General features: G+C 45.3%; 12 protein-coding genes and 1 tRNA gene. 5 read left to right on the forward strand and 8 right to left on the reverse strand.

Going from position 1 to position 15,571, the window contains the following annotated elements:
* Nucleotides 1-32: 32 nt before the first annotated feature.
* On the forward strand, nucleotides 33-3,329 hold the full coding sequence (locus JMX98_RS03855) for a type I restriction endonuclease subunit R (RefSeq protein ID WP_201584828.1): 3,297 nt from the start codon (nucleotides 33-35) through the stop codon (nucleotides 3,327-3,329).
* Nucleotides 3,330-3,917: 588 nt separating this feature from the next.
* Here the strand turns inward: JMX98_RS03855 and JMX98_RS03860 are convergent.
* The 7 genes from JMX98_RS03860 to JMX98_RS03890 form a co-directional block, all read right to left on the reverse strand.
* Nucleotides 3,918-6,182 carry a DUF3987 domain-containing protein gene (locus JMX98_RS03860; RefSeq protein WP_201584830.1) on the reverse strand — a complete coding sequence of 755 codons (2,265 nt, stop codon included), beginning with the start codon at nucleotides 6,180-6,182 and terminating at the stop codon, nucleotides 3,918-3,920.
* Nucleotides 6,183-6,325: 143 nt separating this feature from the next.
* Nucleotides 6,326-6,502, reverse strand: a complete 177-nt coding sequence (locus tag JMX98_RS03865) for a hypothetical protein (protein ID WP_201584831.1) — start codon at nucleotides 6,500-6,502, stop codon at nucleotides 6,326-6,328.
* The gene (locus JMX98_RS03870; protein ID WP_201584832.1) at nucleotides 6,489-6,773 is read right to left on the reverse strand and encodes a hypothetical protein; all 285 of its coding nucleotides are present in this window, start codon (nucleotides 6,771-6,773) and stop codon (nucleotides 6,489-6,491) included. The genes JMX98_RS03865 and JMX98_RS03870 overlap by 14 nt, the downstream gene beginning before the upstream one ends.
* A gap of 3 nt (nucleotides 6,774-6,776) precedes the next feature.
* A complete protein-coding gene (locus tag JMX98_RS03875; RefSeq protein WP_201584833.1) occupies nucleotides 6,777-7,073 on the reverse strand; it encodes a helix-turn-helix transcriptional regulator in 297 nt (98 codons plus the stop codon).
* Nucleotides 7,074-7,917: 844 nt separating this feature from the next.
* On the reverse strand, nucleotides 7,918-8,316 hold the full coding sequence (locus tag JMX98_RS03880) for a hypothetical protein (RefSeq protein WP_201584834.1): 399 nt from the start codon (nucleotides 8,314-8,316) through the stop codon (nucleotides 7,918-7,920).
* Between the two features lie 45 nt (nucleotides 8,317-8,361).
* Nucleotides 8,362-9,375 carry a tyrosine-type recombinase/integrase gene (locus JMX98_RS03885; RefSeq protein WP_201584835.1) on the reverse strand — a complete coding sequence of 338 codons (1,014 nt, stop codon included), beginning with the start codon at nucleotides 9,373-9,375 and terminating at the stop codon, nucleotides 8,362-8,364.
* 164 nt (nucleotides 9,376-9,539) lie between these two features.
* A tRNA-Arg gene (locus tag JMX98_RS03890) sits at nucleotides 9,540-9,616 on the reverse strand.
* Between the two features lie 301 nt (nucleotides 9,617-9,917).
* Between JMX98_RS03890 and JMX98_RS03895 the strand changes: the two genes are divergently transcribed.
* The 4 genes from JMX98_RS03895 to queF all read left to right on the forward strand — a co-directional run bounded on the left by JMX98_RS03895 (nucleotide 9,918) and on the right by queF (nucleotide 13,645).
* Nucleotides 9,918-10,586: a c-type cytochrome gene (locus JMX98_RS03895; RefSeq protein WP_201584836.1), complete on the forward strand. Its 669-nt coding sequence runs from the start codon at nucleotides 9,918-9,920 to the stop codon at nucleotides 10,584-10,586.
* A gap of 321 nt (nucleotides 10,587-10,907) precedes the next feature.
* Nucleotides 10,908-11,870 carry an ABC transporter ATP-binding protein gene (locus JMX98_RS03900; RefSeq protein ID WP_201584838.1) on the forward strand — a complete coding sequence of 321 codons (963 nt, stop codon included), beginning with the start codon at nucleotides 10,908-10,910 and terminating at the stop codon, nucleotides 11,868-11,870.
* Nucleotides 11,871-11,917: 47 nt separating this feature from the next.
* Nucleotides 11,918-12,691, forward strand: a complete 774-nt coding sequence (locus tag JMX98_RS03905; RefSeq protein WP_105246556.1) for an ABC transporter permease — start codon at nucleotides 11,918-11,920, stop codon at nucleotides 12,689-12,691.
* Between the two features lie 84 nt (nucleotides 12,692-12,775).
* A complete protein-coding gene (queF, locus tag JMX98_RS03910) occupies nucleotides 12,776-13,645 on the forward strand; it encodes an NADPH-dependent 7-cyano-7-deazaguanine reductase QueF (protein ID WP_201584840.1) in 870 nt (289 codons plus the stop codon).
* A 95-nt stretch (nucleotides 13,646-13,740) separates the two neighbouring features.
* On the opposite strand, the gene JMX98_RS03915 is transcribed toward queF, so the two are convergent.
* Nucleotides 13,741-15,465 carry a proline--tRNA ligase gene (locus JMX98_RS03915; protein ID WP_105244894.1) on the reverse strand — a complete coding sequence of 575 codons (1,725 nt, stop codon included), beginning with the start codon at nucleotides 15,463-15,465 and terminating at the stop codon, nucleotides 13,741-13,743.
* Nucleotides 15,466-15,571: the final 106 nt, after the last annotated feature.

A 15,571-nucleotide genomic window follows, 5' to 3' on the forward strand; every position in this document is an offset into this window, starting at 1 on the left:
CTAATTTATAACCCAATAATAAGAATCATGTCATGACTCAGACTAGCACTGCTACTAACGCCCATAACATTACCTACGAATCTGTCTTCCAAGCCGATATCGTCACTCAGATGCAAGCGCAAGGCTGGCAGCTGGGCAATCCTAGCGGCTATCAGGCAGAGACCGCACTATACGAGCAAGACGTGCTGGATTTTGTGAAGACCACCCAACCGCAGGAATGGGAGAAGTTTTGCCGTACCTTTCCTATCGACTCTGAGCGCCACTTTATCGCCGCCTTAGTTAAGCAGCTCAACAAGGCAGACGCGCACGCCACCGATAGAGCGTCGCGTACCTATGGCACCTTAGGTGTATTGCGTCATGGTCTAAAGATTCGTAACGCGCGCTTCTCACTTTGCCAGTTCAAGCCTGAGCACAACCTCAATCCTGAGACCATGGCACGCTATGAAGCCAATATTTGCCGCATCGTACCTGAAGTAGTGTATAGCCCGCACATTGTTGCTAATAAAAGCAGTCTTCAAGATAGCACTGATGGCAAGGTCGCTAAGCGTAACCGTATCGATATCGTACTATTCGTCAATGGCTTGCCTGTCACAACGATGGAGCTAAAGTCAGAATTTAAGCAAGCGGTACAAAATGCCATTACTCAGTATAAGAAGACCCGCCTGCCAAAAGACCCTGATACTAAAAAACCTGAGCCGCTGCTAACGTTTAAGCGCGGCGCATTGGTTCACTTTGCCGTCAGTCAGTATGAAGTCTATATGACCACGAAGCTGGCAGGTGATAGCACTTACTTCTTACCGTTTAACAAAGGTACCAGCGATGGCGGTGCGGGTAATGACGTGCCAGCGGATAGCAGTCGTTATGCCACCGATTACCTATGGAATGAAGTGCTGACGCCTGATAACTTGCTGGCTATCCTTGGGCACTTTATGCACTTGCAGATAGAGGAAGAAGAGGACGCTATTGGCCGTAAGTCCAAAAAAGAGACCATGATGTTCCCGCGCTATCATCAGTGGGACGTGGTGACCAAGCTGGTCAATGCGGCCATTACTGAGGGCGCAGGTCAAAAGTATCTCATTCAGCATAGTGCGGGTTCGGGTAAGTCTAACTCTATCGCATGGACAGCGCATCAGCTATCCACCTTGTACAACAGCGACGGCGATAAGCAGTTTGACTCGGTCATTGTCATCACTGATCGCACTGTACTGGATGACCAGCTTCAAGATACTATCTATCAATTTGAACATGCCGATGGCGTAGTCGGTAAGATCAACCGTAAAGAAGGTGACGGCTCAAAGTCTGAACAGCTTGCCGAAGCACTGGTCAACTCCCAGCCGATTATTATCGTCACTATTCAGACCTTCCCATTCGTACTCAAAGCCATTGAAGACTCTAGCGTTTTAAAATCACGTCGCTATGCCATTATCGCCGATGAAGCGCACTCCTCACAGACAGGCTCTACCGCACGCCAGCTCAAAGAAGTGCTGGTCTCAGGTGATATAGACAGTAATACAGATGATGATAAGCCGCTCTCTAGTGAAGATGTTTTAGACGCCACATTAGCTGCGCGCCGTAGCAGTCCGAATCTGAGTTATTACGCCTTTACCGCCACACCTAAGCCAAAAACCATTGAGCTGTTTGGCCGTCTGCCTAACCCTGACTTGCCAGCCGCTAGTGATAACCTGCCAGCCGCTTATCACGTCTATTCTATGCGCCAAGCGATTGAAGAGGGTTTTATCTTAGATGTGCTCAAGAACTACACCAACTACAAAGTGATGTATCAGCTCACTCAAAAGCTGGCTAGCGATGACGATGAGGTCGATGCCCGCCGCGCCAAGATTAAGCTGAATAACTGGGTGCGACTGCATGAGCACAATATCGCGCAGAAAGTTAAGATCATCATTGAGCACTTTAACGACAATATAAAAGGCTTACTCGGCGGGCAGGCCAAAGCGATGGTAGTGACAGGCTCGCGTAAAGAAGCGGTACGCTACAAGCTGGCCTTCGATAACTATATTGCAGATAGTGGCTATCGCGGCATCAATGCCATGGTCGCGTTCTCAGGGGAAGTTACCTTTAACGATAATGATCCTGATAGCGGCGCACTACTTGGCGAGAAGTTCACTGAGCATAATATGAATATTGGGCTAAAAGGTCGTGATATGCGTAAAGCTTTTGATAGTGATGACTATCAAGTGATGCTAGTGGCCAATAAGTTCCAGACAGGCTTTGACCAGCCGAAACTCTGCGCCATGTACGTAGATAAAAAGCTGACAGGCGTGGACTGCGTACAGACCCTTTCACGGCTGAATCGTACCTATAAGGGTAAGGCTGAGAGCGGTACGTTTGTGCTCGACTTCTTTAATGATCCTGAAGACATCCTTGAGGCCTTCCAGCCGTACTATGAGACCGCCACTTTAGTGAATGTGTCTGACCCCGATCAGGTGTATGACCTGTATGAGAAGCTACGCGCCAGCGGTATCTTTTTATGGCATGAGGTCGAGCAGTTTGTTGAAGCTTTTTATAGTAAGAGTAAGTCTAACGCTGCCATTAGTAACATCTGCAAGCCAGCGGTCGAGCGTTGGCAGAAGCGCTATAAGCTAGCACGCGAGCAAGCCCAGCACGCTAAGGAAATGCTTGAGCGTACCAAAGCGACAGGTGATGTGGTGCTGATGACCAATGCGGAGAATGACTATAAAGGTTTTAAGGCTGATCAAGATGCGCTAGAGATCTTTAAAAAGGACTTAGGGACATTCACCCGCCAGTATGAGTTTATGTCGCAAATCGTTGACTACGACGATAAAGAGCTGGAAAAGCTGAGCTTATACGCCCGTAACCTACGGCCATTATTACGCGAAAGTGTGGACAATGAGGATGATATTGATCTAACCAACATCGCTATGAGTCATTACCGTGTCTCAAAGCTGCACCAGCAGGATCTAAAGCTAAAGGAGGGTAGTGGTGAGTTAGAAGCTGGCGGCGGTGGCGGTACAGCAAAGCCAAAAGATCAGAAAGAAGAGCTGTTATCAAAGGTCATTAATCGATTAAATGAGGTGTTCGCTGGCGAGGACTTTACCGATAAAGACATGATCAACTTTCAAAACACAATTTGGGATAAAGTGACTGAAAATGAGATCGTGGTAAAGCAGTTTAGTAATAACAGTACCGATCAGATTATGCTCGGCGGTTATCCTGATGCGGCGATGGATGCGTTATTTGAAAGCCAAGAAGCCTACGAAGGTATGACCATGCACTTACTATCTAACCCTGATCAGTTTAAGAAGTTTATTCGTTTGATGCTTGATACGAAGCTGGGTGAGCATGCGTAGGTGAGGTTCTTTAGGGAAAAGTAAGGGTTTAAGGGCAGCATTTATCTAGATAAATAAGCTCCTTTTTTCTGCTTCCTCTTGCTTCCAAAGCCCTTCGCCGATTCCGCTGTATCTATTACGTATCAAGGGATCGGCGTAATTGCAGTTTTTTGAAAAACGTGTTTCCTGCTTCCAAATTCGCTTGCTTCCATCGACCTTGGCTCTAGATATTTGATGGATCTACTAAGGATAGTAGAAGTATGAATAATTAATATTATGTACCTATTCACCTGCCAGCCTATTCTGTTGAATTAACCATATTGGCTCTAACCTAAGCCTGACAAAACTGACAAAACTGACAAAACTAATTAATAGGCAATAAAAAAGACGCTATATCTCAATAACGTCTAACTATTGCACTGACATAACTGACGAAACTAGGGCATGTCCTCAATTCAATCAATAGTCATCTAAATGGGCTAAAAATGGCTAAATCTGGCCAGACGGTGTCAAATAGCTGACTAATATCTCAATATTATCTGCGCTATTTTCCTTGTTTGACGGCGATTTATCTCATTTTTATCGCCATTTTTGAAATGAGGACACACCCTATAAAAGCTCATTTAATCTTGAGTTGATATAGTAACGCTCTGTCGGTCTACCTCCTTGCCCTGTGCTTTTTACTTCCTGCCAGCTTAGCCAGTTGTGTTCGACTAATATTTCTAGCGCGTTCAATACGTCATCGCTATCAGTTAAACCTCTCCACCCTTTGCGGATTAGCTGGCGTGCGGTAAAGCCGTGACCGATCCAATCGGTTTTGTCAGTTTTGTCAGCTCCCTTTTTGACCATTTTCATTATTTTATCGGCTAAATAAGAGGCTTTGATATTCGCGCTATCGGTGACAGTGCTATATATTCTCATCATGTGGCTCTCTAACACTTCGCACCATGCCAGCGCTGCATTAAGTGCGTTCAAGTTGACTGCACCTAATGACGTACCATGTTCGATACAATCGACTAAGTGAAAGACTAATGCTAATGACGGTACTGTTTTAGCATACTTGATTAGATGCTCAGCTATGATGCTATGCTCAGCGTCACTAGCTCTTACTTTAAGCGCGTCATACCAACTCATAAACACTTGATAAGCATCATCAGTAAAGCGGTAATAAGGGCGCTTGTGATAGTCATCAATCGGGTTTGCACCATAGCGCATAAAGTCACCTAACTGCATACTATCAATCGTTTCAAACAAGCTATAGATAGCGTCACGGCTTGGCTTGTCAGGTGGCAAGTCACGCTCTTTACTGTTTGGTAATGGGTCGGGGTAAACCATCAACTGAAAGCGCTGAATAAGTCCGTCATTGCCTAAACCTTTCATCGTTTTAGATAAATAATACTCGAGCTTGTCAGGCTGAATACCACCGATAACCGATAAACAATGGGTGTCGATAAACACTGAGCCTCTGCCTATTCTATCGACTTGAAAGCTACCTAAACCATTAAAGCCCTCAAGATAGAATGATCGCGCTTGTTGATTGCTTTCACTCTCTAATGAAGCAAGCCAACCTGTCAGCTCATCACGCTTTACCAGCATACCGTTTTTGTGTTTGCTCTCAAGCTCTCCGATACTCTCAATCGTACCGTCATCAGTAACGTAACGCTTAATCTCAGGTATAAGCTCATCACTTTGCTTTACCTCTGCCAACTCTTGCGCTTTGGCTTTTAAATCAACATGACTAATTTCAGCATCATCATCAGTTTGGGTCGCTAGCTTTTTAGCAAGGTCACTAAGCTGCTTCTCAGCTGCCTTTGTCATATGCTTGTTAAGCTCTTTTTGTGTATCATGCTCGAGCTTATCTGCATTATATTTATCTTTAGCAAGTCCGACTAAATGTGATATTGGCTTTAACCCTTCAGATAATGACGGTGATTTCTTACTCGATGGGTTGCCAATGATTGCACCATAAAAGTTCGGTACTACCTCCCAGTTATCGTACATCTTAGGGTAGATGCTCAATTTTGAGCCTATCAAGCTGCCTAACGATACCATCAAGGGCATTAGCACATATTCAATAGGTACGCTCAAGCGCTCAGCACAGTTTGAAGCATAATTCCATAGCAGTTTTGGCATTATATCGCTTGTGAGTGTCTTAACTGGTGGCAGTGTTTGACTGATTGGCTTAGGCTTTGGTTTGCCTAGCGCCTGTAAGTCGATAATCTCAGCATCAGCGATTAGGTCATCATAATCAGCATCAAACTCAAGCGCGTCATAAATGAGCGTATGCTCACAAATAATGGCTTCAACATTCACGCCTTTAAGCGGTGTTATTACTTTGGCCTTGTGCTGTGAAGTGGTCATGATGGTTACTTGCTGCACCTCTGCAAAATGTTTCACCGTCCGATTAAACAAACTAGGTACAAGGCAAGTGAGTACCGTTATATCAATACCTAATTTACGATAAGCGTCATAACAGCACACTGCCTCAGCAAGATCAGCTATGACTATCCACTTACTATCACGACTCATTGAGCCAATGACAAAAGCACTCGGTATATCAGTGTCAGATATAAAGATACGTCCGTTATCCTTAAGCGGTACGCTGGCAAGTGTGACAATCTCAGCTTGATTATTAACTTTTAGCAGTCCGATAGTGTTAGCAGTGTCGAGCTGCTTTTCTCCTGCCAGCGCTCCTGTAAATATGCTAATATCTCTATCTAGATAGATAACTGAGTTTAATGATCCATTACTTAGTAAGCTTTCTAACGTGCCATGACCTGTTACATCTGCCAATGTAGCGAGTCTAAAATCTGCTATAAATTGTGACAAGCCTGTGCTGATAGCATGGGCTTTGTTGTCTTTATCGGTTGTCATTGCTGCCCCCATCACCATGTGTTATGCGCTTTGCTGCCTGTTTATAGTGTGGGTAGTGATAAGCGCGTCTGTTTTTACGCTTTTGTGCTTTACCGTGTTTTGATTTGGCAAAAACTAATTGCGCGTCCATAAGAGTCTGTGATTTATCGCTGCTCATGGGTCACCTCGCTATACTGTACGATGCAAAATATTGGTGACAGTAGTAAGCCAATGACGACTACCCATACCATAAACTCTAGTAGCTTTGATGGTAGGCTGCGCTTGCCAGCTTGTACTTCATGCTGGGGCTGTAGGTTATCTTTAGAATTATTGCTGCTCATAGGGGTTCACCTCCAATTCAGGCATCAAGATCAGCTGGGTCATGATGCTTTCGCTCAAACCAATAGCGCTTTCATTAATACTCACCAAAGCCGCCCTTACTGCTATTATCACGCCTTTGCTGGCTGGGTCGCTAACTTCTATCATATTGAGCGCATAAGCTAGGCTTTCACAATCCTCAGCGTAGCTTTGTATATAATCATCTACTAATGACAATTCATGACTATCTACTGCGACTAGGCGCGGCTCTAATATCTCATTTGATTGGTTCATGACTTATACTTCATTTTTGGTGGTAGCATCGTCGTCTGACGGCTGAACATGACTGCCTAGCCAGCTATTAATATCAGACAAGCGCCATAGACTAGCCCGCCCAATTTTGATCGGTTTGGGGAATTTGCCTTCATTGATTAGATGGTAGATGTGCTTTGCACTAAAGCCTGTGATACCGCGTGTGGCGGCTTTGGCAGTGACGGTGCGCGTTTGACCTGACTTGGTGGTGTAGGTCTTAGCGTTTCGCGCTGGTTGGTTGGCAAGATCTGTCATTCTCAGATACTGATCTTTCAATATCATTTTGTTATACCTTCTCTTAAGTTTTTTGTCTGAATTAGCGATAAGTCAAAAAATTGGCAATAAAGCACCTAGACCGCCTTATTTTGTAAAAGACAGTTTTAGTTTTTCGTAATTTGGCTTTATATTTGCAACTTGGCTTAATGCTGTGATTCTTGTGGTGCTGGAGCTTCTAGAAGAGGAAGTGAGAGAAATCTGAGATGGCAATATTAACTTGCTAATTTTGCTACTAATGATAGTATACGGTTAACATTCTAGCGAGCTAGCTTTGAATATAGAGTGTTGACAATAACCAATGTATAAATTCTGATCTCTCTCTCATCTCTTTTTGAGGGTTAGTTATTTCAAGAATTTGTCTCCTTATGTTGGTTTCTCAATAAAATAGGTGGGCAGATAAATCGCTTTGAAGTTTGGCGACTAGGCGCGATTTATTAGCCCATACTATTCATTAATTTCTAATAAGTTTAATTAAAAACGGCTATGTGTTATTCAGTAACATAGGGTTAGCTTAGCACACCTTTATATATTCACAATAAGTGCGCTTAGTGCCGAACAATCGCTTATATGAATATTAGATTTTATTCACTATCTGATAGTGAACTTTTGTTCGTTGTTGTTCGTTGTTGTTCGTTGTTGTTCGTTGTTGTTCGTTGTTGTTCGTTGTTGTTCGTTGTTGTTCGTTGTTGTTCGTTGTTGTTCGTTGTTGTCAGTTATAAGCAGTAAGCCTGTTCAAGCTATTGATAATGAATCTCATTAATTAGTAACATTTCTTTACAATAACCCAGAGATTAATGATGAGAGTTTTTTAAAACTCAATTTTTACAATGAATATCTTCATTGCCTTCTACTATAAATGCTTAAGAAGTCCTTGTATGACATCTTCTGGTACTCCTTGAGCTTGTAAGCTTTTGATTATAATATCTCTATCATGCAGTGCTATATCAGTCGTTTGCTCATTACGGCTTTCCATTTCTTTAGTGAGTTCATCAGGAGTCAATAAATCAAAGCTGACCGCCTTGCCTGCGCGTAAGTCATCAAGATAGTTCGCCCAGCGGTGCATCATCATTTGGCGCTCGGCTAAATTCTCTGATAAGTCGTAGCGCCTTCTCACGCTCGATTGCTCTAAGTGAGCAAGTTGTATCTCTATGAGGCTTTCACGAAATTGCAGCTCATACAGTCCTGTGCTGGCAAGCTGCCTAAAGCCGTGCCCCGTCATTTTAGGGTAGGGGTCACCTGTATAGCCCATGCGCTGTAGTGCCTGATTAAACCATGCTTCACTATAGGGTTTGTTTCATTCAAAGTTATAGAACACATATCCTGTCTGCTCTGTTAAGGGACGCATACGTTCAATGATAGCCATTGCTTGCGGTGACAGCGGAATAATATGGTCTTGGCGCATTTTCATCTTGTGCGCTGGAATACGCCATACGCTTTTATGATAATCAATCTCTGACCATTCAAAGTGCCTTAGCTCTTTGGTACGCACAAAGCACAGCGTCATCAGCTGTAAACCTGCTACGGTCTGCTCATGAGCGTTTGGGTGGTTATTAATGTACTGATCAATGTTGCGGAGTAGGTCGGGGAATTGGTGCTGCTCTACCGCTTTCATACGTTCGGCTTTATGCGGCCTGAGCGCTTTGTTACGTCCAATGGCGATATTAGTAATATCATAACCCAGTGTATTAATAGCATACTCAAAGATGGCGCTGATCAAACCCATACACTTGTGCGCGGTCTCAGAGGTATGTTTGCCTTGCTGCTCAAAGCTGGCTTGAATGGCAAGCCCTGTCTTAATAATATCTTGCGCGGTGATGGCACCAATAGGGTAGTTACCTAGATGTTTTAAGATGTGGTTATCTAAGAACCCTTGCAGCTTTTGTACGTTCTTTGCGGTAGTCTTGGATTTTCCATCAAGATAGCTTTTAGCAATGACTTTAAATAAGTCCTTTTGCTCAAAGTTGTTCTTTTCAATGCTTTTGTGTTCGGTGGGGTCGATACCATCAGCCAATAATGCTTTTGCTTTGTCACGTTCGATACGCGCTTGCTTGAGTGATACTTGCGGCTTGAATGATGAATCAATCACTTGTTTTGATGATTTATAGATACCGATTTGGTAGGTTTTTTGTTTGGGCTTAATGTCTTTGACCGATTGATAGCGGTATGACATTTGCCAAAACAGTGAGCCATTAGGATGTTGTATTAGAGATAAACTATTACCATCACTGTGACGGGTGACTTTGTCAGGTGCTGACTGCTTAGCTATGGCCTTCACACCGTTATCAGTTAATAGATAGTCTTTTCTCATAATCAGGGCAGCCGTAAAAGATGTTAAATGTTTTAACAACAAATTTAACAACATTCTATAGGTGCTACTAGGTAATGACAAGTAATATCAAAAGACTTGAACTGAAGCTATTAAAGGTGTGTAGGGGTTTGAGGTAATGCTAGGAAGTGGTGAAATACGATGATTGGTGCGCTCGGCGGGAATCGAACCCACGACCCTCGGCTTCGGAAACCGATACTCTATCCAACTGAGCTACGAGCGCCTAAAACAGACTTAAAAATCAAGACCGCTTAGTCTAACAAATAAAAGTCAGAAAGCCAATAAACGAAGGCAGAGATTGAGGTTTTTTAAGAAAAAACAGGATAGTCATTAAACAAGCATGGCAATCTACCCGCCTTTTCCCTTATAATGTCAGGGAGAATTCATATTTATAATCACCGATTGCAAGTGTGCTGGCACGCGGGATGGCTGTTTGCTATTGATGACGAGAGGTCGTCAAAGGAGGACAGACAGAATGTCCGAGCCGTGCCAGCCTTTGTATACGTAATAAGAGAACGTGACGAATGAGAAAAGTAGTTATGTTATCGGCAGCTGCCATTCTAGGAATCGCTAGTATCGCGGTGAGCCAAGCTGAAAGTGTTGTCGACACGCCTGTGACTGTCTCTGATGTAGCAGAAGCGCAGGAAGTGGTAGAAAACGCACCTGAGCAGTTGGGCGATGCCCCACAAGCTGCTGCAGATACCACTGATGGCGACGCTGCGACTGACGCTGCGGCCTCAGAAGATGGTCAAGCAGATGACGCAGTAGAAACTGCCGCTGCCGCACCTGCCGCCGAAGAAGAGATTCCACAAGATACGCCGCAAGTGCAAAAGCTGATCGCGCTATATCCAAACTTGATTGCTCGTATTCAGCCAGTTGCCAAAGTCTGCTTCGAAGACGACGAAGTGTGTGACGTGACCCCGCGCGCCGCTGGCCCAGCCGCTGGCGATGGTCCTCGCGACGGCAAAGCTGTGTATAATGCGGTATGTCAGACATGTCACGGTGCAGGCCTACTTGGCTCACCTATGTTAGGCGATGCTGGCGCATGGGGTCCACGTATCTCAAAAGGTAAAGACACCCTATATACCCATGCCATCAATGGCTTTAACGCCATGCCTGCCAAAGGCGGTGCGGATATCCCTGATGAAGAAGTCCAAAACGCTGTCGATTATATGGTTGGTGAAGCAAGCTAAACAGTTGCTTTTATCGGCTTGGGGTGTCTGATTTAGATTAAATAGGCATCCGTAACCTGTCACGGTCTATTGACTTGTCGTGAGCGACTTGCCGCAAACCATATGTATCTGTAAGCTATATGTGTAAAGCCTATAACTCGCCTATTTCATTTTATGAGGTAGGCGTTTTTTTTTATGATGAGTATTATCAAACGGATGGTTCTGGTATAGCACCGTTGAAATCCGACCCTAGTAGCCTCATTTTATGAGATTACATCGTCTCATTTGGCTGTTTTTCTCTTCTCAAACGCTTTTACATCGATAATCAATAAAGAGGTATTCATGTCTGAGGTACCAGCACTTGCTATCCAGAATTTATCCAAAACCTATGGTAATGGGTTTTCGGCACTCAAAGATGTCAGTTTAACCGTCCCGCAGGGTGGTTTTTTTGCGCTGCTGGGGCCAAACGGTGCTGGTAAGTCAACGATGATTGGCATTATTAGCTCACTTTTTAAACCCACCACTGGCAGTGTCAAAATTTTTGGCACCGATTTGCTCGAAAACCCAGCGCTGGCCAAGCAGTATCTTGGCGTGGTGCCGCAAGAGTTCAATTTTAATCAATTTGAAAAAGTCCAAGATATCTTGATTACCCAAGCAGGGTATTTTGGTATCCCGGCCAAAGAAGCTCGTCCAAGAGCCAAGCGCTTGTTGACCGCGCTTGGGCTGTGGGATAAGCGCAACAGTAAATCACGCGAGCTATCTGGCGGCATGAAACGTCGTCTGATGATTGCTCGTGCTTTGATTCACAAACCAAAACTATTGATTTTGGATGAGCCGACGGCTGGGGTCGATATCGAGCTGCGCCGATCTATGTGGGATTTTATGCAGCAGATCAATATCGAAGAAAAAACCACCATTATCTTGACCACTCACTATCTTGAAGAAGCAGAGCAGCTGTGTAAACGCATTGCGATTTTGGATCATGGTGAGATACGCATCAATACCGAAATGAAAGATTTGCTCGCTCAATTATCGGTGGAGACATTTGTTTTTGATCTTGAAGTCCCGTTGACCCAGCCGCTAGAGCTGGATGGGGTGACAGGGTTGTCGCAGCCAGATGAGCAGACCTTAGAGGTAACCCTAACAGAAGGCGAGTCGTTAAATGGTGTGTTTAACCAATTATCTGCTCAAGGCATTACGGTGGCCAGTATGCGCAACAAAGCCAACCGCTTAGAAGAGCTATTTATGCGCTTGGTAGAAAAAAACATTCAAAGTGCAGACAGTATGAAGGAGGCGGGATTATGAGTCAAAAGGCCGTTGATCAAGATCAGAGCATCGACTATCACAAAACCATGTCGTGGAATAAAAGATGGATCTCTTTTCGTACCATCTGGCTAAAAGAGGTGCGCCGAATCCTACGTATCTGGCCGCAGACCCTACTGCCACCTGTCATTACCATGAGCCTGTATTTTGTCATCTTTGGTAAGATGATCGGCTCACGTGTCGGTGAGATGGGTGGGGTGCCGTATATGCAGTTTATCGTGCCTGGTCTAATCATGATGGCGATTATCACCAACAGTTACTCCAACGTTGTCTCAAGCTTTTTTAGTGCCAAGTTTACCGCCAGTATTGAGGAGCTTTTGGTCTCACCGGTCTCCAAGCATGCGATTTTGATGGGGTATATCAGTGGTGGTATTTTCCGCGGGCTGGCAATTGGTTTGATTGTCTCGATTGTGGCGTTGTTTTTTACCGATTTGGGTATCGAGCACTTATTTGTCACGGTGTTTACCGTCCTTGGCACCTCGACTTTGTTTTCATTAGGCGGCTTTATCAACGCGGTATTCGCTCGCTCGTTTGATGACATCTCCATCATTCCAAGCTTTGTATTGACGCCGCTTACTTATCTTGGCGGGGTGTTTTATTCGATGGAGAATCTGTCACCATTTTGGCAAAACGTCTCGTTATTGAACCCGATTGTCTATATGGTGAATTCGTTCCGTTATGGCATCTTAGGGTATTCTGATGTCAACGTTTGGTACTCGATGGCGGCGATTTTTGTATTCTGTGCGATATTTTATACCATCGCTTATCGTTTGTTGAATAATGGCTCACGCGTGCGCTTGTAATGGTCAGCGTGTGAAGCGATAGCGATGCCCAAAGCGCTGTCGGTTGAGCAGTTAGGGTTTAACGATTAAATAGTAGGAAAGTAAATGAGCATACATGGCATCTTAGGTGAGCAAACCACCGATTATCCGACGCAGTATAGTCCAGAGACGCTATATCCGATTGCGCGCAGTCTGGGTCGTGACGCGATTGGTTGGCAAGACGATAAATTAGCGGTGGGGGTGGACTGGTGGCAAGCCTTTGAGATGTCTTGGTTAAATAAGCAAGGCGTCTCGCAAGTTGCCATTGCGCGCTTTGGTATTCCTGCCAGCTCACCATTTATTGTCGAGTCAAAATCGTTGAAGCTTTACTTAAACAGCCTAAATTTTACCGAGTTTGCCAGCTGGGACGACGTGCAAGCGCTGATAGCCAAAGACTTATCAGCCTGCGTGCAAGCTCAGGTAACCGTTGAGTTGTTTCGCTTAGATGATGAAACATCAGGGCTACATATTGCTCAGCCCGATGGCGTCTGTATTGATGATGCCTTAGCGAATAGTAGCGAGAAGGTAACACTGTGTGCGCATCCCGATGCGTCATTGCTGCGTGATGAAGCAGAGGCGCGTGGTGAGAGTGTGATAAGTGATGGCACTCAGCCTTATCGTTTTTATTCTAATTTGCTGCGTAGTAACTGTCCGGTGACCAACCAGCCAGATTGGGGTACATTAGCTGTGTCAATTACAACGGAGCAGCCCATTCATACGGCCAATATGCTGCGCTACATATTAAGCTTTCGTCAGCACAATGGTTTTCATGAGCAGTGCGTCGAGCAGATATTTGCTGACTTGAGCCAACACTATCAGCCACGCGCATTGATGGTTCGTGCGTGGTACACCCGCCGCGGCGGTATCGATATCAATCCTTGCCGCGTCAGTGATATGAGTTTGTTGCCGACGCCGAGTCGTTTGACTCGTCAATAGAGCCATTGTTTAAAATAGCTTGGCTGATACAAAAAAAGCGCCTATCTTATTGAATAAGACAGGCGCTTTTTATTGCATAGGTTTTACTAATAAAACTATTTGCTACTTACTTTTGCCATGACTTCTTCGCGGCTGAGCATTTGTTTTTCTGATTCACGGCGATTGACGTACTCAAATTTACCTTCGGCCAAATTACGGTCAGAAACCACGATGCGATGCGGGATACCAATCAGCTCAAGATCGGCGAACTTGACCCCTGGACGCTCGTTACGGTCGTCTAGCAATACGTTGACGCCTTGAGCTTTTAGCTCTTCGTATAACGCGGTGGCCGTTTGCATGACGGTTTCTTCTTTAGACTTCATCGGAATGATAGCAACTTCAAAAGGCGCAATCGAGTCCTCAACGGTCGGCGTTTGTGGCCACATGATGCCGTTTTCGTCGTTATTTTGCTCGATGGCTGCTGCGATGATACGGCTGACGCCGATACCATAACAGCCCATCATCATGGTCACAGGCTTGCCATCCTCACCAGAGACGGTTGCGTTCATCGCTTGCGAGTATTTATCGCCCAACTGGAAGATATGACCGACTTCGATGCCGCGTTTGATTTTGAGCGTGCCTTTGCCATCAGGAGAAGGGTCGCCTTCTTGCACATTACGCACATCAACGATACGCGTAATGCTGGCGTCACGTGCCCAGTTCATGCCGATGGTATGTTTATTCACTTTATTCGCGCCTGCCACAAAGTCTGACAAGGTCGCCGCTGAGCGATCGACAAATACCGGCATATCCAAATCCACACCGATATAGCCTTTATGCAGGCCAGCAGCTTTTAGCTCTTCATCAGAGGCCAGGGTCAATGGTACGTTGGCTTCTTCGATTTTCTCAGCTTTGATGGTATTAAGCTGATGGTCTCCGCGTAGTACCACCGCAATCAGCTGCGGTGTGCCATCTTCTTTATGACCATGGACGATCAAGGTTTTGACGGTATTGGCAAGCGGAATATCTAAGTGTTCCGCCACCATCTTACAAGTGGTCATGCCTTCGGTGAGCACGTCTTCGCGCTCTTGCTTTGGCGGTTGGCGTTCAGCCATGTTAAATGAGATAGATTCGGCAAGCTCGACGTTGGCCGCATAGTCTGAGGAGTCAGAAAAAGCGATATCATCTTCACCGCTGTCAGCCAACACATGAAACTCATGCGAGGCAAAGCCGCCGATAGAGCCGGTATCCGCTTGTACCGCACGGAAGTCTAAGCCTAAGCGGGTGAAGATACGCGTATAAGCCTCATACATATCATGATAAGTCTTTGCGAGCGAAACTTGATCGACATGGAACGAGTAGGCGTCTTTCATGGTGAACTCACGCGCGCGCATCACACCAAAGCGGGGACGAATCTCGTCGCGGAATTTCCCTTGGATCTGAAAGAAGGTAATCGGTAGCTGCTTATAGCTGCGGAGCTCGCCTTGGGCCAGATTGGTGATGACCTCTTCGTGCGTCGGGCCTAGCACAAAATCCCGATCGTGACGGTCTTTAAAGCGCAATAGCTCAGGACCATAGTCATCAAAACGCCCGGTGGTCTGCCACAGTTCAGCGGGCTGCGTCATCGGCATCAGGACCTCTTGAGCGCCTACGTTTTGCATCTCTTCACGAACAATACGTTCGACCTTTTGCAAGACGCGTAGCCCCATGGGCAACCAGATATAAAGCCCCGAAGCGATTTTGCGAATAAGACCGGCGCGCACCATCAACTGGCTTGAGACGATGTCGGCGTCGCTTGGGGTTTCTTTTAGAGTGGCAAATAAAAATTGACTGGCTTTCATAAATAAAGCGTAACCTTATCAACGATAAAAAAATAAGAAATAGTGGGGTGTTGAGCATAGGGCTATCGTTTCATGGACGCCGTAAGCTTACCTTTATCACTTAGCA

The organism is Psychrobacter sp. HII-4, from assembly GCF_904846595.1.
GTDB classification, from domain to species: Bacteria; Pseudomonadota; Gammaproteobacteria; order Pseudomonadales; family Moraxellaceae; genus Psychrobacter; species Psychrobacter celer.